This window comes from Chitinophaga sp. 9-1-y (genome assembly GCF_059511905.2).
Window position 1 is genome coordinate 7,095,475 of the sequence record NZ_CM197955.1, and the last position, 18,760, is coordinate 7,114,234.

General features: G+C 44.1%; 20 protein-coding genes. 16 read left to right on the top strand and 4 right to left on the bottom strand.

Translation table 11 applies throughout. The features are described from left to right. The first annotated feature begins 213 nt into the window (after positions 1 to 213). Complete coding sequence (locus tag AC5ZC7_RS28120) at positions 214 to 921, top strand: alpha/beta fold hydrolase (protein ID WP_496160738.1); 708 nt, start codon at positions 214 to 216, stop codon at positions 919 to 921. A gap of 4 nt (positions 922 to 925) precedes the next feature. On the opposite strand, the gene AC5ZC7_RS28125 is transcribed toward AC5ZC7_RS28120, so the two are convergent. Continuing rightward, a complete protein-coding gene (locus AC5ZC7_RS28125) occupies positions 926 to 1,855 on the bottom strand; it encodes a tryptophan 2,3-dioxygenase family protein (protein WP_496160739.1) in 930 nt (309 codons plus the stop codon). Between the two features lie 65 nt (positions 1,856 to 1,920). After that, a complete protein-coding gene (locus tag AC5ZC7_RS28130) occupies positions 1,921 to 2,388 on the bottom strand; it encodes an Lrp/AsnC ligand binding domain-containing protein (RefSeq protein WP_079471223.1) in 468 nt (155 codons plus the stop codon). Between the two features lie 498 nt (positions 2,389 to 2,886). Between AC5ZC7_RS28130 and AC5ZC7_RS28135 the strand changes: the two genes are divergently transcribed. From AC5ZC7_RS28135 to AC5ZC7_RS28185, 11 genes are all read left to right on the top strand, one after another. After that, entirely contained in the window at positions 2,887 to 3,327 is a 441-nt protein-coding gene (locus AC5ZC7_RS28135) for a TolB family protein (protein ID WP_496160740.1), read from the top strand. 163 nt (positions 3,328 to 3,490) lie between these two features. Next, positions 3,491 to 4,198, top strand: coding sequence for a tRNA (guanosine(46)-N7)-methyltransferase TrmB (gene trmB / locus AC5ZC7_RS28140; RefSeq protein ID WP_496160741.1), 708 nt, complete (start codon positions 3,491 to 3,493; stop codon positions 4,196 to 4,198). Beyond that, on the top strand, positions 4,170 to 4,373 hold the full coding sequence (locus AC5ZC7_RS28145; RefSeq protein WP_496160742.1) for a DUF5522 domain-containing protein: 204 nt from the start codon (positions 4,170 to 4,172) through the stop codon (positions 4,371 to 4,373). Before trmB ends, AC5ZC7_RS28145 begins: the two co-directional genes overlap by 29 nt. Next, the gene (locus tag AC5ZC7_RS28150) at positions 4,300 to 4,725 is read left to right on the top strand and encodes an MGMT family protein (RefSeq protein ID WP_496160743.1); all 426 of its coding nucleotides are present in this window, start codon (positions 4,300 to 4,302) and stop codon (positions 4,723 to 4,725) included. Before AC5ZC7_RS28145 ends, AC5ZC7_RS28150 begins: the two co-directional genes overlap by 74 nt. Positions 4,726 to 4,760: 35 nt before the next feature. Then, positions 4,761 to 5,204: an IPExxxVDY family protein gene (locus tag AC5ZC7_RS28155; protein ID WP_496160744.1), complete on the top strand. Its 444-nt coding sequence runs from the start codon at positions 4,761 to 4,763 to the stop codon at positions 5,202 to 5,204. Between the two features lie 83 nt (positions 5,205 to 5,287). Beyond that, entirely contained in the window at positions 5,288 to 5,518 is a 231-nt protein-coding gene (locus AC5ZC7_RS28160) for a 4a-hydroxytetrahydrobiopterin dehydratase (protein ID WP_496160745.1), read from the top strand. 20 nt (positions 5,519 to 5,538) lie between these two features. After that, a complete protein-coding gene (locus AC5ZC7_RS28165) occupies positions 5,539 to 7,623 on the top strand; it encodes a histidine kinase (protein WP_496160746.1) in 2,085 nt (694 codons plus the stop codon). Between the two features lie 25 nt (positions 7,624 to 7,648). Further along, complete coding sequence (locus AC5ZC7_RS28170) at positions 7,649 to 8,401, top strand: response regulator (RefSeq protein WP_496160747.1); 753 nt, start codon at positions 7,649 to 7,651, stop codon at positions 8,399 to 8,401. Between the two features lie 261 nt (positions 8,402 to 8,662). Further along, complete coding sequence (locus AC5ZC7_RS28175) at positions 8,663 to 9,298, top strand: TetR family transcriptional regulator (protein ID WP_496160748.1); 636 nt, start codon at positions 8,663 to 8,665, stop codon at positions 9,296 to 9,298. 63 nt (positions 9,299 to 9,361) lie between these two features. Then, on the top strand, positions 9,362 to 9,967 hold the full coding sequence (locus AC5ZC7_RS28180) for an outer membrane beta-barrel protein (protein WP_496160749.1): 606 nt from the start codon (positions 9,362 to 9,364) through the stop codon (positions 9,965 to 9,967). Positions 9,968 to 10,088: 121 nt separating this feature from the next. Continuing rightward, a complete protein-coding gene (locus tag AC5ZC7_RS28185) occupies positions 10,089 to 10,274 on the top strand; it encodes a hypothetical protein (protein ID WP_496160750.1) in 186 nt (61 codons plus the stop codon). A gap of 58 nt (positions 10,275 to 10,332) precedes the next feature. Here AC5ZC7_RS28185 and rho read toward each other — a convergent pair whose 3' ends face one another. Beyond that, a complete protein-coding gene (gene rho, locus AC5ZC7_RS28190) occupies positions 10,333 to 12,051 on the bottom strand; it encodes a transcription termination factor Rho (RefSeq protein ID WP_496161207.1) in 1,719 nt (572 codons plus the stop codon). A 446-nt stretch (positions 12,052 to 12,497) separates the two neighbouring features. On the opposite strand from rho, the gene asnS reads away from it, so the two are divergent. The 4 genes from asnS (at position 12,498) to chrA (ending at position 17,403) form a co-directional block, all read left to right on the top strand. Continuing rightward, positions 12,498 to 13,937, top strand: a complete 1,440-nt coding sequence (gene asnS, locus AC5ZC7_RS28195) for an asparagine--tRNA ligase (RefSeq protein WP_496160751.1) — start codon at positions 12,498 to 12,500, stop codon at positions 13,935 to 13,937. 315 nt (positions 13,938 to 14,252) lie between these two features. Next, on the top strand, positions 14,253 to 14,774 hold the full coding sequence (locus AC5ZC7_RS28200; protein WP_496160752.1) for a biopolymer transporter ExbD: 522 nt from the start codon (positions 14,253 to 14,255) through the stop codon (positions 14,772 to 14,774). A gap of 153 nt (positions 14,775 to 14,927) precedes the next feature. Continuing rightward, the gene (locus AC5ZC7_RS28205) at positions 14,928 to 15,884 is read left to right on the top strand and encodes a 2-oxoglutarate and iron-dependent oxygenase domain-containing protein (RefSeq protein WP_496160753.1); all 957 of its coding nucleotides are present in this window, start codon (positions 14,928 to 14,930) and stop codon (positions 15,882 to 15,884) included. Positions 15,885 to 16,242: 358 nt separating this feature from the next. Beyond that, positions 16,243 to 17,403 (top strand): chromate efflux transporter, encoded by a 1,161-nt coding sequence (gene chrA, locus AC5ZC7_RS28210; RefSeq protein WP_511911285.1) that lies wholly within the window; start codon positions 16,243 to 16,245, stop codon positions 17,401 to 17,403. On the opposite strand, the gene AC5ZC7_RS28215 is transcribed toward chrA, so the two are convergent. Next, complete coding sequence (locus tag AC5ZC7_RS28215; protein WP_496160755.1) at positions 17,398 to 18,741, bottom strand: sigma 54-interacting transcriptional regulator; 1,344 nt, start codon at positions 18,739 to 18,741, stop codon at positions 17,398 to 17,400. The genes chrA and AC5ZC7_RS28215 overlap by 6 nt on opposite strands. Positions 18,742 to 18,760: the final 19 nt, after the last annotated feature.

An 18,760-nucleotide genomic window follows, 5' to 3' on the forward strand; every position in this document is an offset into this window, starting at 1 on the left:
TAAAAAAACATTATTTGATGATGGGACATCTTAGTGAAGAAAATTAATCGGCAACATCTATGCAAACATAATAAAAAAATATGGGAACAATTTGATATGGAGCGGAAAGCCGAAGGCAGAAAGCAAAAAGCTATTTTAGTAGTTCATCATTCGCTAAAATAGCTTTTTGCTTTCTGCCTTCGGCTTTCCGCTTTTTTATACTAGTTTTAGTCAATGCAAACAAATAAACTCCCCATACTTTTTTTACATGGCGCATTAGGTGCCACCTCTCAATTTCAGCCACTGGCAGACGCATTAGCCGAACATTACGATGTGCATCTGCTTAATTTCAGCGGCCATGGCGATGCTCCTTTTTCAGAACAGGGATTCAGCATACAGGTATTTGCAGCAGAAGTGTTATCCTATTTAGAAAGCCGACAGCTGGACTTTGTACACATTTTCGGATATAGCATGGGCGGCTACGTTGCCATGTACCTGGCCCGGCACTACCCGGAAAAGATTGGCCGGGTGATTACCCTCGCCACCAAATACAACTGGAATGAGGCCACCGCAGGCAAGGAAGTAAGACAACTCAATCCAATACTAATTGAAGAAAAGGTGCCGGCATTTGCGCGGATCCTGGAAGCCCGGCATACTGCCAACGACTGGAAAACAGTAGTAACCCGCACTGCCCAGCTTATTGAAGAACTGGGGCATCAGTCGCTGCTGAAACATCCGGACTATGCGCAGGTGGCAAGTCCCTGTATGCTGATGATGGGAGATCACGACAACATGGTATCCTTCCAGGAAACCATTGAAGTATACAAAGCCTTGCCCCTGGCCCAACTGACTATTATGCCGGATACCCCGCATCCGCTGGAAAAAGCAGATGTGCCGTTACTGGCTTATTACATTAAAAGATTTACTACCCAGCAGATCTAGTGTATTATTCGCCCATGGCGATTTTCCCCCAGCTATCCAACTCGTCGGCTGTCCACAGTTCGGGGAAAAAGACAATCCGTTTGTTCTTTGGGGGAAGGAACTGTTGCCAGTTGGTACCACCGGTAGCGGCAATATCTTCCGGGCTTTTATGCAGGTATCTTACCGCTGATTTATAGTGCATCAATGGCCAGCGTACATTGATGTTTCCGTCATATTCCCTTAAAAATGGCGCCACTGTTGCCTGATCTTCCGGGGAAAGGCGCTGGTAGCAGGCTTGTAGATTAGCATCTTTATAACTGGTAGCCAATTGCAGGAAGGTGTCCATATATTTCAGCTCAAACTGGCGCAGGGTCAGTGTTTTTTTACCCGTAGCCAGTTCAGTAGCACCGCTTCTCCAATAGATGTTATCCAGCACACCTTTTAAATCCAGGTGGGCAACATCCGGGCGCATGGGTTCGTATACCAGGTTATTCAACCGGGTAGAGCAGATTTCGATCATGCGGAATTGTCCGCTCTGGAAGCCGCTGGCAGGGAGCAGTGCCATGCGGAATTGCAGGAACTGTTCCTTATCCATCCCATCCACCATTATTTCAAATGAGTTAATGAGACTGCGGAAATAGTTGTTAATTCTCTTTAGCTGGGTAATAAAAACTTCCGCTGACAGTACGGGTGCAAAGCTGATTTGCTCAATAGCCTGCAGTGATAATTTAAAATACAGTTCCGTGATCTGGTGATAAATGATGAATATTCTTTCATCAGGAATCGGCGTGCGCGGGTGTTGCAGGTTCAGCAACACATCCAACTGAATATAGTCCCAATAAGTGAGGTAGTCCGCGTACAGAAGACCATCCAGGTAGGATGACAGGTTCTGGCCCATGGCGGCATACTTTTCTTCCAGCCGCTGAATTTTTTCGGCAATTTCCGTGGTAACCATGGTGAAAATTTATCTTTAAGAATAAAAAAGCAAATGGACCCACTTTCTCATCCCTAAAAATCATTTTACTCCACCACGTTGATTGTTCTGTAAAAGCTTTCTTCGAGAGAGATCAGGGTTTCAGTCCTTTCAATACCTTTAATTTTCTGTAGTTCATCATGAAGAATACGACGAAGCTGCGTAATATCTTTACAGATGATTTCCGCAAACATGCTATAGCTGCCAGTCGTATAATTGAGGCGTACCATTTCCGGTATCTTTCTTAACTCCTTGGCTACCGTATCATACATGGAGCTTTTTTCCAGGTAAATACCAATAAATGCAATTACATCATAGCCAATCATTTTTAAATCTACATGTAATTTAGTACCTTTAACTACACCCAGTTCTTGCAATTTCTTCATTCTCACGTGGATAGTCCCCCCGGAAACGAATAATTTCTTCCCAAGGTCGGCGTAAGAGATCTCCGCATTAGACATCATCTCACTGATAATCTGCAAATCGAGTTTGTCAATATTCAAATTGTGGCTCATTTTTACAATTTGTTTTTGAATGTTTTAAAGTTACATGCAAATATTTAAAAAATATCGAAAATTCCAAAATTTTCCTTAAAAAATTTGCAAGAAACAACCCATCTCTTTAGATTTGCATTATAATCATTACCAAACAGGTTAACGAAAAGCAATAACAGGTAACGGTTTCACATATTGTGGGATGATGAAATTGGCAGACATGCCCTCTTGTCTCGGGGGTGGGGATCACAGGATAAACGTAGTATAATTGGGTTGACCACTAATCTTACTTGTGCTATAGCTAACTGCCCCGTGGAGGTTCGACTCCTCCTCCTACAGCTTAATTGGTTTAAAGAGCTCGTAAGTTATCATGCTTACGGGCTTTTTTTATGTCCGCTCCTCTCCCTCTTTCCTGCGTTCCGGATGCTTAACCCATTCCATAAATTATCATGATTATAGTCTTTATATATTTTAATTCAATATGTTATACATTTGAATTAATAAACCTATATTATTATCATGAAGAGATTACTACTCGGAACCCTTGTTTTGCTGGCATTTAATGCAGCCGTTATTTTGACCCAGATGAGCTGTAAAAAAGAAGCCCATGCCGACACTCCTGCTCCCGGCACTACTGCCCTGAAACAGCTGGACCTGGTTATTTACACCAAATCCTTTAATGGCAGCACCAAGAAAAATGAACTCTGGATATCCAAACTGGATGGTACAGACAATCATGAAATAAAAGTAACACTGCCTGATAATGTACGGGTAAGCGATGAAGCATCCCTGACACCAGATGGTAAAAAAATTGTATTCAGCGCTGTACAAAATACCGTAGCCGCTCCCAACAACTGGGGAGATGGAGGTATATACACCTGCGACCTTGATGGCAAAAACGCTAAAAAAATCATCGACGCCAATCCAGACGGATACCTGATGCTGCAAGGCGCCTACTAATTTTTAGATTAAACTAAAGTGAAACTGCCGCCGCTTATCCCGGTGGCAGTTTCTTTTCAGCCCTGCCCTTCGAACTGGCAACCGGCGCATTTGCCACCCTACCGCCTGCTCCATCTCCCCAAACCCCTCGCTCATTCAAAAATTCCCAGTATTTTTGCCCCAAATGGGACAAAAAAAATTAGAACGATTTGCTGAAATCGAAACCTTCCCCAACGTATTAATATACCCGGAAGGTATGCAGGGAAAATGGAATGAATTCTTCAAAAACAGCCATCCTGTTACATTAGAACTGGCTTGTGGGAAAGGAGATTATACCCTGGGTATGGCCCGGCTATTCCCTGATCAAAACTTTTTAGGCGTAGATCTGAAAGGCAATCGCATCTGGAGAGGCGCTAAAACCGCCCTGGAAGAGCCATTACCTAATGCTGCTTTTTTACGTACACAGATAGACAAACTCAACAACTACTTTGCACCCGGAGAAATAAAGGACATCTGGATCACCTTTCCAGATCCCTTCCTGCGCAACTCCAAGTCAAAGAAAAGGCTGACCCATCCGAAATTCCTGCAATTATTTCAACCATTGCTGGCACCGGGCGCCACTATTAACCTGAAAACAGACTCCCCCCAGCTCTACGCTTTCACACAGGAAGTAATCAGCGCGGCGGGATGTACCCTGATAGAAGATATTCCAGACGTATATGCGTTACCGGAAGTTCCACCATTATTAAAAATCCAGACCTACTATGAAGGTATGCACCTGGCCGATGGCAGAACAATCCGTTATCTCAAATTTCAATTGCCTGCCGCTCCCCTGAACTGGCAAAGCATTAAACTGCCTTCAGATGAAGCAACCGTTGGTGGAGAAGATTGATTTCTACTATAACGCCCAGGGCTATATGGTATTTACCGAAAAATTTCACCTCGACCGGGGCTTCTGTTGTGGTAATGGCTGCAGACACTGTCCTTTTGATTATGAAAAAGTACCTGAACCCAAAAGAACTACCCTCCTCGCCCAGCGCAGGGAAAACGAAAAAGGAGACCGGTGAAAAGGTTTCCTTTTTCGAAACGGTATTTAAGATAGCCCGCACTGTACCACGCGGACGAGTCACTTCGTATGGTGCCATTGCAGACGCTTCCGGCTTAAAACTCACCGGCCGTATGGTAGGCTGGGCCATGAATGCCGCCGGAAACGCCAAACCGGCTGTACCCGCTCATCGCGTGGTTAACAGCAAAGGCGAACTGAGTGGCCGCCATCATTTTGCTACCCCCACCCTGATGAAAGAATTACTGGAACAGGAAGGTGTGGTGGTAAAAGAAGATAAAATAGCAAATTTTAAAGCCGTATTTTGGGACCCGGGACAACCTTCTCCCAAAAAGGACAGTAAAAAGAAGGGATAATTATTTTTTTCAGCGGTGTAGCGTTACTTTTCTATATGACAATACTCAAGTTAAAGCTGGACCAGGACCAATTAGTAGAGGACTTCTTTGAGAACGCCCACCTGATTGGCATCGCTTCCACTTCTCGTGATTACCAGTTATGCTGGCATATTAACCGTCAGCTCCACACCAATTTCCGGGTGAATAATCACCTTGAAATCACGATCGCCAAAAGAACCCGGTCTTTTCATTTCCCCATATTTGAGTTTCATGAAGCTACCAATTCAGTAGCCCACTATATTTACAACAATCACTGCCAAGCCGAATTCCTGTTGCCAGAGCTCAAACAGATTGATTTTCTGTGGATGATCAAAGGAGACTATTACCAACCTAATGATGTAAAAAAATTATTAGAGGAATTACGCGTTGTTCCGCTGGTACAATTAGTATCTTTACTGGACATCAGAGAGATTAAAAATAAGATGAACCTTATTTTCTAAGGCAGGCACGAGGCTCCAACACTTAATAATTTGACCATATTCCGTGACAGACCCCTATTTCACATTTTTAAAATCCCTGTTTTATGTGGGAAGAAAAAAACAAACAGCTTTACCGGGCTTTTGAATTTAAGGATTTTCGGGAGGCATTTGCGTTTATGACCAAAGTTGCCATGGTTGCGGAAAAAATGGATCACCACCCTTATTGGACCAACGTTTACAATAAAGTAGAAATATTTCTCAGCACACATGATGCAGGAAATATTGTGACCACTAAGGATGAGGCAATGGCAAAAGCTATTGACAATTTGTTATAACCAAACTTATAAAACATTTTGTGAAGCGCATTATTTTAATGCTGCTGTTGTACTGTTACACTGCAGAATCCTTTGCCAACGCGGATCGTCCCCCAGTAGATACACTGATAACAGATAGTTCATTCGCACCAGCGAATATGGATCTGCGTCCTTATATCAGCACACTGACCAGCCACCATCAATCTTTTACAGTGGCACAGGTGAGCGAACAAACATTTGTACACCAGGCCAATATATTTCATAACAACCCAAAAAATAATGGGCGGGTAAATGATTGCTGGCTACGCCTGACCATTAAAAACCCCTCCAACAAGCCACTGTTCTGCCAGCTGTTCTCTGGTTGGCACGACTATATGTACTGGTACGCACAGGCCCCCGGAGGCACCCCTCAACTCCTTATGCAAACAGGACTGATGCTGGATAATGGCGGCGTGGAACGATGGAATCACTATTTTTTCAACGTAAACGTACCCGCCGGCGAACTCCGTACCTTCTACCTCCACATCATCAATAAATCATACAACGAAAATGCGCTGATGCCGGCGCTGTTCAATACGGTTACCTATGCTGCTTTCCGCGACACCCAACTGGATACATACCGTAAAGAAGCCGTGATCATACAGGTATTGCTCGGCATGTTGATGGTGTTTTTCAGCATCTCCGTGATTAATTATATCCAGTTACCGGACCGGTCTTACATTTACTTTGCAGCTTATGTACTGGGACTCATTCTCTTCTTTGCATTAAGACTGGAAAGCAAACCTTACCAGTTATCGTTTTTTCACCGGTGGCCTATGTTGAAATACTACTGGGATATTCCGGGCCTGCTGTTTTGCTTTTACCTGATGTACCTCCTGTTTGGCAATACCTTCCTCAATCTCACCGAACGCTATCCCTTTATGGAAAGGGTGTTTACCTGGGTAGCGGCAGTAGTGGGCGGACTCATCATCCTCTGCATGTACTGTATTGCGGAAGAACAATATCATTTACCGACCATTATATACAGCTATGTATATTTTATTACCCTGGTGCCACTGCTGGCCGTATTTGTAGCATTGGCAAGGCGTTCCAGGCATCATCCGCTGGTCAGATTTTTCCTGTACGGATCTGTATGTTTATACCTGGCCTGCTTCGGCTCCTTCTTAATGCATGTTCGCCCCCTGGGACTTCTTAGTGCTTTAGGTGAACTGGCAGCTCCTACCATGTTACTGATTGGTGGTGTATTGCTGCAAGCCATGTTTTTCCTGGCCGGGCTAAGCTACCGTAATAAGCTGGTACACCTTGAAAGAACCCGGACACAGGAACTACTGATCAAACAACTCAATAAAAACAAGGAGTTGCAACGCAAGCTGAACGAGCAACTGGAAGAACTGGTAAAGGAACAAACCACGGAAATCCTGCGTAAAAAACAGGAGTTGGAAGAACAGCGTAAAAAACAACTGGAAACAGAATACGATAAGAAGCTGACAGAGATTGAACTGAAAGCAATACGCGCACAAATCAATCCCCACTTCATTTTCAACTGTCTTAATTCTATTCAGTTGTTCGTAATGCAGCGGGATTACGAGTATGCGCAGAAGTATCTTTCGGACTTCTCCTACCTGATCCGTAAAACGCTGGATTTCTCCCGGCGCAATTTTATATCGTTGGCAGATGAAATCACTTACCTGAATACTTACCTGGGGCTGGAAAAAATGCGCTTTGAAAACAGGATGGAGTATGAGATAGTGGTAGACCCGGTGATTGCCACTGCAGAACTGGAAATTCCGGCCATGCTGTTGCAGCCCTACGTAGAAAATGCGGTAAAACATGGGATGACTAATCCCAAACAGCCTACAGGACTGCTTTCAATCAACTTTAACCAGGTGGCGGCAGACATGCTGGAATGCGTGATTACCGACAATGGTATTGGTATTGCCCGTTCCAAATCATTGCGGATGTTGCCCAAGCATCACCAGTCGTCTGGCATGGAAATAAGCCAGAACCGTGCGGAGTTGCTGAACAAGATGTATAACACAGAAATTCATATAGAAATTATAGACAAGTCGTCAGAAGATGAGTCGGATAGCGGTACGGTGGTTAAAATACTGATCCCCCAGTTATAATTAGTATATCCGTTAATGTTACTTTATGATAAAGGCTATTATTATAGATGATGAGCGAAACAGCCGGGATATTATTGCGTTGATGCTGGAGAAATATTGCCCGCAGATTACCATTGCTGCAACCGCTTCGGATTGTTCAGATGGTATTGAGAAAATAAAAACGCACCGGCCGGAACTGGTGTTTCTTGATCTTGAAATGCCCGATGGAACCGGATTTGATGTATTAGCGGGCACCATGCCCAACATCCCGTTTGAAGCTGTATTTGTTACTGCTTTTGAGAAAAAATTCCTGCATGTAATCCGGTTCAGTGACGTGGAATTGATACTGAAGCCGATCGACAAAGAAAGCCTGCTGCAGGCAGTAGCATTAGTAACTTCGCGTATTGACGCCGGTAACAACAAGGAGCGTTACCATGTACTCCTGGAAAATTTCAACCACAGTAAGCCAGCCTCCTGGAAGCTGCTTATACCGGCCACTAACGGAGAAGAATATACTATTAACATACCTGCCATTGAATATCTCGAAGCAGTGGGAGAAAATTGCCTGTTCCGGTTAAACACTGGTGTAATGATCACAGGTGTACAATCCTTCCGCTATTATGTAGATCTTTTCAGCACCCTTCGCTTTTACCAGATCAATAACAGCCAGATGGTACAACTTTCTAATATCAGCCACCTGGATAATGCTGGTGGAAAAGTAGTGCTAAAAAGCGGTGTGGTACTGGATATTACGGAAAGAAGACAACGCGATTTATTACTTAAAATGACCCATAAATAAAACACCTCACTACGTATATCCTTTTCCGGTAATTATATATTTTCAAATTTTCCGGGGTACTGTTAATGATTTGTTTAATGTTTGTCCCATCTTTTTTAGCAAGATGTATACTTCTCTTTCATTTCCTGCTTTTTAATCTTTTGCGCGAAGGGTACGTAACAATTTCTTAACAAAAAAATTTGGTGGAATAACTTTTGGTTGTACATTTGACCCGCAAAACAAAATAGTCAAACAGTCAGATTTTGTTTTCACTTATACGCTATGGCAGAACAGGACCAGAAACGAACTATGATTCTGGAAGCGGCATTGAAGCGCTTCAAGCGGTTTGGCTTGTCTAAAACTACCATGGAGGAAATAGCCAGGGATCTGGAGATTTCGAAAGGCTCTTTGTATTATTATTTTTCGGATAAAGAATCCATCTATGTAGCGGTAGTGGAGAGTATGATTGCAGAATGTTTTATAGACATGTCGGCATATGTGGAAACGGCACCATCTACCACAGCTATCATGGATCGTTACCTGGAATTGAAAGAAAAAATGTTGCTGGAATACCATTTTCTGTTTGGTGTAAACGAATGGATAAAAGATGTTCCTTCCAGCCTGATGCGGCAAACCATCGAGTTACTGCAGCAGGTAGAAATTTCATTCCTCTCCACCACGATCCATAAAGGGATAGCGAGTGGTGAATTGAACAAGGACACGGATACGGAGCTCACTGCACAGCTGTTAGTAAATGTATTATTCGGTTTATGGGTAATATGGTGCAAATGGCAGGCAGCAGGTTTTGATCCTCACGACCGGGAAGCGCTGAAATGCTTTATGGCACGTGAAAAACACGTATTGACCATTTTTTTTAATGGATTAAGATATCGACCAAACATCAACCAGGATTGCTAGTAAGTATGTAGAAGAATCAAGAACACAGGAATAGTTTTAATGAATATTTAAATTTAACGACAGATGAAAAAGTTGATTGTATTGGCCGCAGTAGCACTGTTCGGCACTCAAGTAGCAAAGGCACAGTTTTCGAAAGGCGATGTAATTTTAGGCGGTAATCTGAATGTTTCTACCACTACAAACAAAGCAAAAGACGCAGACAAAAAGGATACAGAAACCAAATTTGGTATCAGCCCGAAAGTAGGCGTAGCACTGAATCCTAACTGGGTAATTGGTGTTTTTGCTGACACTAAATTTGGTTCCCACAAAACCATTACGGACACTAAAACCAAAACCTTCGAAATCACTCCAGGTGTATTTGTTCGTAACTACCACATGATTGGTCAGAGCAAATTTGCATTCTTCGCAGAAGCGAATGCTGGCTACCACTTCGGTAACACTAAAGTTGACGACAACAAATTCAGCACTGTAAATGGCTTTAAAGTAAATGTACTGCCAGGTATCACTTACTTCGTTACCAAACACTTCATGGTGGAAGGTGCATTTGGTGGTTTGAGCTACAGCTACGACCAAACCAAACTGGAAGCAAATGGTGCTAAAGCAAACACCAGCAAATTTGATTTTAACTTCCCTAAAGAATTCTCTCTGGGAGTTAACTGGATATTCTAAGCATCTGATGATGTTTTATGTAAGATAGTTATAAGGTTAGATAGATTGGATAATCCCGCCTCAGTAGTACTGTGGCGGGATTTTTGCTTTTAATGGTTATCAGCACTAAAATATATCTGTCATGAAAAAACCAGCACTGTTACTGTTATCGCTTTCCCTGATGATCATTTACAGCAGTTGTGTTACCACACAGCAACCAGCAGGTAATCCTCATGGATTACCACCCGGTCAGCAGAAAAAAATATATGGAACACAATCGGCCAAACCATTTGCACCAGGCCAACAGAAGAAGAATAACAATTACTAACATAAAAAAACCCGTTACGACATCGTAACGGGTTTTTATTCTATAAGATAACCTGATCTTAGCTATTCATAGAGATCAGGAACTCTTCGTTGTTTTTAGTTCCACGCATATGTTGCAGCATGAAGTGCATAGACTCATCTGTGTTCATATCAGCGAGGTGATTACGCAGGATGTGGATACGTTTCAGTGAATCTTTATCCAGCAACAGATCATCACGACGGGTAGACGATGCAGAAACATCGATCGCCGGGAAGATACGTTTGTTAGCCAGTTTACGATCCAGCAACAGTTCCATGTTACCGGTACCTTTGAACTCTTCAAAGATTACCTCATCCATTTTAGAACCGGTATCGATCAGGGCAGTAGCCAGGATGGTTAAGGAACCACCATGTTCTATTTTACGTGCCGCACCGAAGAATTGTTTAGGCTTCTGCATGGCGTTTGCTTCCACACCACCGCTCAACACTTTACCAGAAGCAGGAGCTACAGTATTGTGCGCTCTTGCCAAACGGGTGATGGAGTCCAGCAGAATTACCACATCGTGGCCGCACTCTACCAGGCGTTTTGCTTTCTGCAGTGCAATAGCAGATACTTTTACGTGTTTTTCAGCCGGTTCATCGAAAGTAGAAGCAATTACTTCTGCTTTTACGCTACGTTCCATATCTGTTACCTCTTCCGGACGCTCATCGATCAATACTACCATCAGGTAAATTTCCGGATGGTTAGTAGCGATAGCGTTAGCTACTTCTTTCAGCAACATGGTTTTACCCACCTTAGGTTGCGCAACAATCAGTCCGCGCTGGCCTTTACCGATAGGCGTAAACATATCCATGATACGCGTAGAGTAGTTATTGGAAGTAGTAGTTAATCTCAGTTTCTCGAAAGGAAACAGTGGTGTCAGGTAGTCGAAAGGTACACGGTCGCGTACTTCTTCCGGCGACTTATTATTGATGGTTTCTACCTTCAGCAAAGCAAAGTACTTCTCCCCTTCTTTCGGCGGGCGTACAGAGCCTTTCACGGTATCACCGGTTTTAAGACCAAAGAGTTTTATCTGCGAAGGAGATACATAAATATCATCCGGTGAACTGAGGTAGTTATAATCGGAAGAGCGGAGGAAACCGTAGCCATCGGGCATCATTTCCAGTACGCCTTCGCTTACTATTACACCATCAAATTCTATATTGAAAACTGGTTCTTTCTTATTAGGGAAGCGATTTTTCTGTGCAGCTGGTACAACAGGAATTTCTCCTGGTACCACAAAGTCATCATCGTCTTGCTCATCCTCGTCTTCTGCAGCCGGGATCGTTACTACTTCTTCTTCCTCTTCTTCTGGTTCTTCATCTTCTGTGAAGGAAGGGATAATGATGTCATCATCATCGTCGAAGGTGAGAGAAGGAATACTATCGAGATCTATTTCAAAGTCTTTAATCTTAGGTTTGGCGGAGTTTACCGGTGTGTTCTCTGCTTCATTTTCTTTCGTTTTTGTACCGGTTGTTTTTTTAGCAACTGCTTTTTTAGCAGCTGGTTTTTCGTCAGCGTGAGCAGGTTCTTCAGCACCGTGGTTACCGTCTTCTTTCTTTACAGGTTTGCGTTTACGTGCTTTCTTTTCGTCTCCGTTGGCTTGGTTATCTTCTGAGGCTAATACTGCTTGTTTATCAAGAATTTTGTAGATAAGGTCCTGTTTGTTCAGTTTTTTCGCGTTGGGAACGTCCAGTTTCTCTGCAATATCAAGCAGCTCAGGAACGAGCATGTCGTTCAGTTGTAAGATGTCGTACATCATCTGTGTTGTCAAATTTTAGAAGTGTTGTGAGGCGGGTACCACTGCATACCAACATACACCAATTACAAATAATTGTTTTTGAGTCAATAAATTTAATTAGCTTATTAAATTTGATAGGGAATGATTGAGTTCAGGAACTGCCGATGAAGATGGAAATTTGAACTTAATCAGGCAGAATATACCGCAAGATTAAAACAAGTTTTACTATTATCCAAAAATATTTACCCCTGAATTGCCCCTAAGTGGCCTGTAATCCAATCCTTTCCCGGGCTGTAAGGGAGTGGTAGCGGGAGCCTTAAAACCCCGTGTATATTGATTTCTGCCACAAATTTCCGGCCATTTTTAACATTTTATTGGCAATGGCTGGTTGGAAAAGGCAATATTCCGGGCTATATACTATGAAGTTTTCCACTTATTTTTGCAGTCCTAAAATACAATATATTATGAGCCAAAGGGTAAAAGTCAAGCAAATCTTGTCCGACGACAAGGCGCATTACGAAGTAACAGTTAAGGGTTGGGTGCGTTCATTCCGCAACAATCAGTTTATAGCTTTGAACGATGGCTCTACCAATAATAATTTACAAGTAGTTATTAATAGTGAAAATATAGATCCGGCGCTGGTAAAACGCATTACCACCGGGGCTGCGATCAGCGCCACCGGTGAAATTATTCCATCACTGGGTAAAGGTCAGAAAGTAGAATTGAAAGCCGCTACCCTGGAAATACTGGGCGACTGCGATCCGGAAAAATATCCGCTGCAGCTGAAAAACAAGCCTAGCCTGGAATACCTGCGTGAAATAGCGCATCTGCGTTTCCGTACCAATACTTTTGGTGCTATTTTCCGCGTACGTCATGCCCTCGCATTTGCCGTACACCGCTTCTTTAACGAGCGTGGATTTGTGTACCTGCATACGCCTATTATCACCGCTTCCGATGCAGAAGGCGCTGGTGAAATGTTCCGTGTAACCACGCTGGACATGAAAAACCCACCTCGCACCGAAAACGGAGAGATTGATTACAAGGAAGATTTCTTCGGTAAATCCACCAACCTCACGGTTTCCGGGCAACTGGAAGGGGAACTGGGTGCTATGGCGTTTGGAGATATTTACACCTTCGGACCTACTTTCCGCGCAGAAAATTCCAACACCGCCCGCCACCTGGCTGAATTCTGGATGATTGAACCAGAAATGGCGTTCTATGAACTGGAAGATAACATGGACCTGGCCGAAGCATTCATCAAATCTGTTATTCAATACATCCTGGATAACAACCGTGATGATCTCGACTTCCTGGCTAGCCGCCTGGTAGAAGAAGACAAGCAAAAGCCGCAGCAGGAACGCGCTGAAATGGGCCTGATCGAAAAACTGGAATTTGTACTGCACAACGAGTTTGTACGTATCACTTATACTGAAGCCATCGACATTCTGAAGAACAGCAAACATAACAAAAACAAAAAGTTCCAATACCTGATTGAAGACTGGGGCGCTGATCTGCAGAGCGAGCACGAACGCTACCTGGTTGAAAAACACTTTAAGAAACCGGTGATCCTGACCGATTATCCTAAAGAAATCAAGTCGTTCTACATGAAGCTCAATGACGACGGCAAAACCGTACGGGCAATGGATATCCTGTTCCCGGGCATTGGCGAAATGGTGGGAGGATCTCAGCGTGAAGAGAACTACGACAAGCTGGTAAACCGTATGAACGAAATGCATGTACCAGTGGATGAACTGAGCTGGTACCTGGATACCCGCCGTTTTGGTACGGCACCGCACGCTGGCTTCGGTCTTGGATTTGAGCGCCTGATGCTGTTTGTAACCGGTATGACCAACATCCGCGACGTGATTGCTTTCCCAAGAACACCGAAGAGCGCAGAGTTCTAAGCGGAGTTTGTCTTAGTCAGGATTATACTGATTAAACTGATTTTTATTTTTTGATTTAATTAGATAAAAAGAAGAGCGAAAATTGATGTAATAACAACATCAGTTTTTGCTCTTCTTTTTTTTGAGACTCTGTCTGGCAAAACCTATCAGCAGGGCTCTCCAGCCGGTATTTATCTCACAAAATCAAAAAATAAAAATCAGTTTAATCAGCATAGTCCTGAACCAGACAATAACCGCGTATGGAATCTATTCACTGCTGCATCTAATACATGAAAGCGCTTTCAACCATTTTTCGTTTATCCAAAACCGTTAATGATGGCTGAAATAAATACCTCCGAAAAAAGCGGTGGCCGCGGCACCCGCAGCAGTAAAAAATCGACCCGTGTAGACATGACACCTATGGTAGATCTGGGCTTTTTACTGATCACCTTTTTTATGCTCACCACCACTATGGCGCAGCCTAAAACCATGGACCTGGTGATGCCCAAACAAGACGGCCCTCCCATGCCACTGCCGGCAAAGAAAGCACTCACCGTAGTGCTGGGACCTGATAACAAGATTGCCTGGTACGAAGGCATCGGCAACGATCCTGCTATGCCGCCACAAATACATTATACCAGCTACGCCAACCATGCCGGTATACGGGATGTTATTATCGATAAAAAGAATACCGTACAGCAAGCTTTTCAGAAAAATCAACTGATGGTACTTATCAAAGCAGATAGGCGTTCGAACTATAAAAATGTGGTGGATATTATGGATGAAATGCTGATCAACCAGGTAGACAGGTACGCAGTGGTAGACATCACTCCGGCGGAGGAACAGTACTTCCGGTAAGCGGTTAGTTTTTTAGCGATTAGCAGTTAGCAAATGCAGCGGAGTTAGCTATGTCAACTACACGCTCCGCCGCATTTGCTAACTGCTAATCGCTAAAAAACTAACCGCTAAAAAATCCCTACCTTTATCGCTCCAAAACAATAATATCAAGATATGGCAACCACCCACTCTATCCCCTCTGTGGATCTGGCAGATTTCACATCGGGCGATGCAGGACGAAAAGCTGCCTTTGTGCAGCAGTTAGGTAAGGCTTACGAAGAAGTTGGTTTTGTAGCGGTAAAGAATCATGGAATTCCTGATGAGCTGATTGCGGACCTCTACAATTATGTACAACAATTCTTCCAGCTACCTTTTGATACCAAACATTTATATGAAATCCCGGAACTGGCCGGCCAGCGCGGCTATACCTCTTTTGGTAAAGAACATGCAAAAGGCTATGAAGCCCCGGATCTGAAAGAGTTTTTCCAGTTTGGACAAACGGTAGAAGACAATGATCCTATCGGTGCTGAATACCCCGACAATGTACAGGTAGCGGAAGTACCAGCTTTTACGCCTACTTTCTTCAAAGCCTATCGTGGATTTGAACAGTCCGGAAGATACCTGTTACAAGCCATCGCCCTGTTCCTGGGCCTGGACGAACATTACTTCGACGACAAAATACATAACGGTAATTCCATCCTGAGAGCCATTCACTACCCTCCTATTACCCAGGAACCGAAATCAGCTATCAGGGCTGAACAACACGAAGATATCAACTTAATTACCTTACTGGTAGGCGCCTCTGCCGACGGACTACAGATCCTGGACAAACAGGACAACTGGGTACCGGTAACTTCCCTGCCGGAACAAATTGTGGTGAATGTTGGGGATATGTTGCAACGCTTAACCAATAATCGCCTGAAGTCAACTACCCACCGGGTGGTGAATCCTCCCCGCGAAAAGTGGAATACTTCCCGTTACTCCATTCCTTTCTTCCTGCATCCAAAATCCAACATGAAACTGGATAGCCTGGACAGCTGCATTACCGCCGCTAACCCACTGGCTTACGAGCCTATTACGGCTGGTGAATACCTGGATGAGCGTTTACGTGAGATAGGATTAAAGAAATAAGACTATACAAAACGAAGTCCCGGCAACTACCGTTACCGGGACTTTGTAAATATCCTGCGTATAAGCAAGTCATCTTTAATGGTTCCCTCAATATGGTTATTCTTTAGATCCGAACATTCTTCGATGTTGGTGGGTAATTAACCTATCAAGTAACTAACTGATCACAACGGACAAAAGGCCATATTCGTTATAACGGGATCGAATATTACAAGTATTGTGCCTTTATTGACTGGAATGATCACCAATATTAGCAACATGGTTGTATTTTGTCCGGATATTTGATTACCTTATTAATTCGTCCAATCGGCATTCACTAAAATTCACTGTGCTTCTACGTCATATTCCTTTCTTAAAAGCTGTGCTATTACATAGCATCACCGCCTACGGAGGACCGCAAGGTCATCTGGCTATGATGATGAAAACGTTTGTGCAGCAACGTAAGGATGTTACCGAGCAGGAACTGATGGAATATAACGCGTTTTGTCAGCTGCTACCCGGCGCATCTTCTTCCCAAACCCTTACCTTAATTGGCTACAAGCGCGGTGGCGTTATTCTCGCTATTATCACCCTGTTAATATGGATTACGCCGGCCTGCCTGATCATGGGATCCCTGAGTTTTTTGTTACAATATTTCGGCAGAAACGCACTGAATACGGATATTTTTAAATACGTACAGCCCATGGCAGTGGGCTTTCTGGCCTATGGTGGCATCCGGGCATTCCGTATCAGCATTAATAACCTGGCCACCTTTGCTATCATGGTGGTGTCGATGTTTACGGCCTTCTATCTGAAATCACCCTGGACCTTCCCGGCGCTGATTATTCTCGGGGGCATTGTATCCAATTTTAGTAACAAGCGCATCCCTGATGTGGCAGAAAAGCCACGAAAGATACAATGGGGCAATATCTGGTTGTTTGCCTCCCTGTTTATTATGGCGGGTATCCTGTCGGAATTGGCCCGTACTCATGAATGGATTACCAGGCGTCCTTTTAACTTATTTGAGAACTTCTACCGATTCGGCAGCCTTGTATTTGGCGGAGGAGATATCCTGATTGCGATGATGCTGGAGCAGTATGTTACCCGCTCCAAGTCGCAATATATGACGGCAGAAGAGCTGCTTACCGGTGCCGGTATCATGCGGGCGCTACCGGGTCCCACCTTTTCTATATCTGCTTATGTGGGTGGTATGGCTATGCGCAACCTGGGCATGGGCTACCAGTTCCTGGGCTGTATGCTGGCGCCTATCGCCATTTTTTTGCCCAGCCTGTTGCTGGTGCTGTTTTTCTTTCCCATCTGGAATAACCTGAAGAAGTATGTGGTCATCTATCGGGCATTGGAAGGCATCAATGCCGTAGTGGTAGGGATTATGTGGGCAGCTACCCTGATCCTCTTTTTTGTGATCTCCCCTACCTGGTATAACCTGCTGATCATGGCCGGTACGCTGGCGTTGCTATCGCTTACCCGGGTGCCTTCTCCCTTTATCGTACTGGCGTGCCTGTTATTGGGCTGGCTGTTATGAGGTGACGATATTGTATTCTTTGATTTTATTATAAAGGGTGGTAAGACCTATTCCCATTAGTTCTGCCGCCTTTGTTTTATTTCCCTTGGCATGGGCCAGCACCCGTATAATATGCTTCTTTTCCATGTCGGCCAGGCGCAATGAATGGTCTTCTTCGGCGTTGCCCTGTTGGAAATCCAATGGCAGCACAGGGATATCCAATATATCCGTATCCGTTAAAATAACGGCTCTTTCAATCACGTTACGCAGTTCCCGGATATTTCCTTTCCAGCTATGTTGTTGCAATGCCTGAAGAAATGCCGGTGTCATACCACTGGTGCGTTTATTCATTTTAGGCGCTATTTGTTGCAGGAACCAGGAAGCCAGTAAGGGAATATCCTTACGCCGCTCATTGAGGGAAGGCAGGGATATCTGGAAGGCAGAGAGGCGGTAGTACAAGTCGGCCCGGAAGTGTCCGGCTGCTATTTCCTGCTCCAGGAGCCGGTTGGTAGCGGCAATAATTCGTACATCCGTTTTAGTGGGTTTGGACTCTCCTACTTTATAGAACTCCTGTGTTTCCAGTACCCGCAGCATTTTTGCCTGTAGTTCTATGGCCATTTCTCCTATTTCATCCAGGAAAATGGTGCCGCCACGGGCTTCTTCGAAGAAGCCTTTTTTATCTTTTAAGGCGCCGGTAAAAGCCCCCGCCACATGTCCAAACAATTCACTTTCGAGGATATCCTTGCCAAAGGCGCTGCAGTTAACGGCTACAAAAGGCTGTTGCTTACGCTGGCTACCCTGGTGAATGGCTTGTGCAAACACTTCTTTGCCGGCGCCGGTTTCACCTAATAGCAATACCGTCATATCTGAAGGCGCTACTTTTTCAGCCAAAGCAATAGCAGCACGTATTTCAGGGGATTCTCCCAAAATATTACCAAAGTTATATTTCCCTCCTATTTTCTTCTCCAGCTCACGGATACGGAATTGCAGGTGGGCTTTGTCCATTGCCTTGCTCACCAGCGGCAGGATGCGGTTATTATCATCTCCTTTGGTAATATAATCGAAAGCGCCGTTTTTAATGGCTTGTACGCCATCGGCGATGTTACCATATGCGGTGAGCACGATGGTTTCAATTTCGGGGTATTTAGTGCGTATATCGCGTACTAATTCTACCCCATTACCGTCCGGTAGCTTTACATCAGAGAGTACGATATGTATTTCCTCTTTTTCAAGGATCCTCATGGCTGCCCGTATATTGGCTGCTTCATAAAGGGTATATCCTTCCAGGGCCAGCAGGCGGCTTAGCAGCTTGCGGAGCTGGTCCTCATCATCGATAATTAAAATATGGCCTTTAGACATAGCCCTGCAAAGATAATAG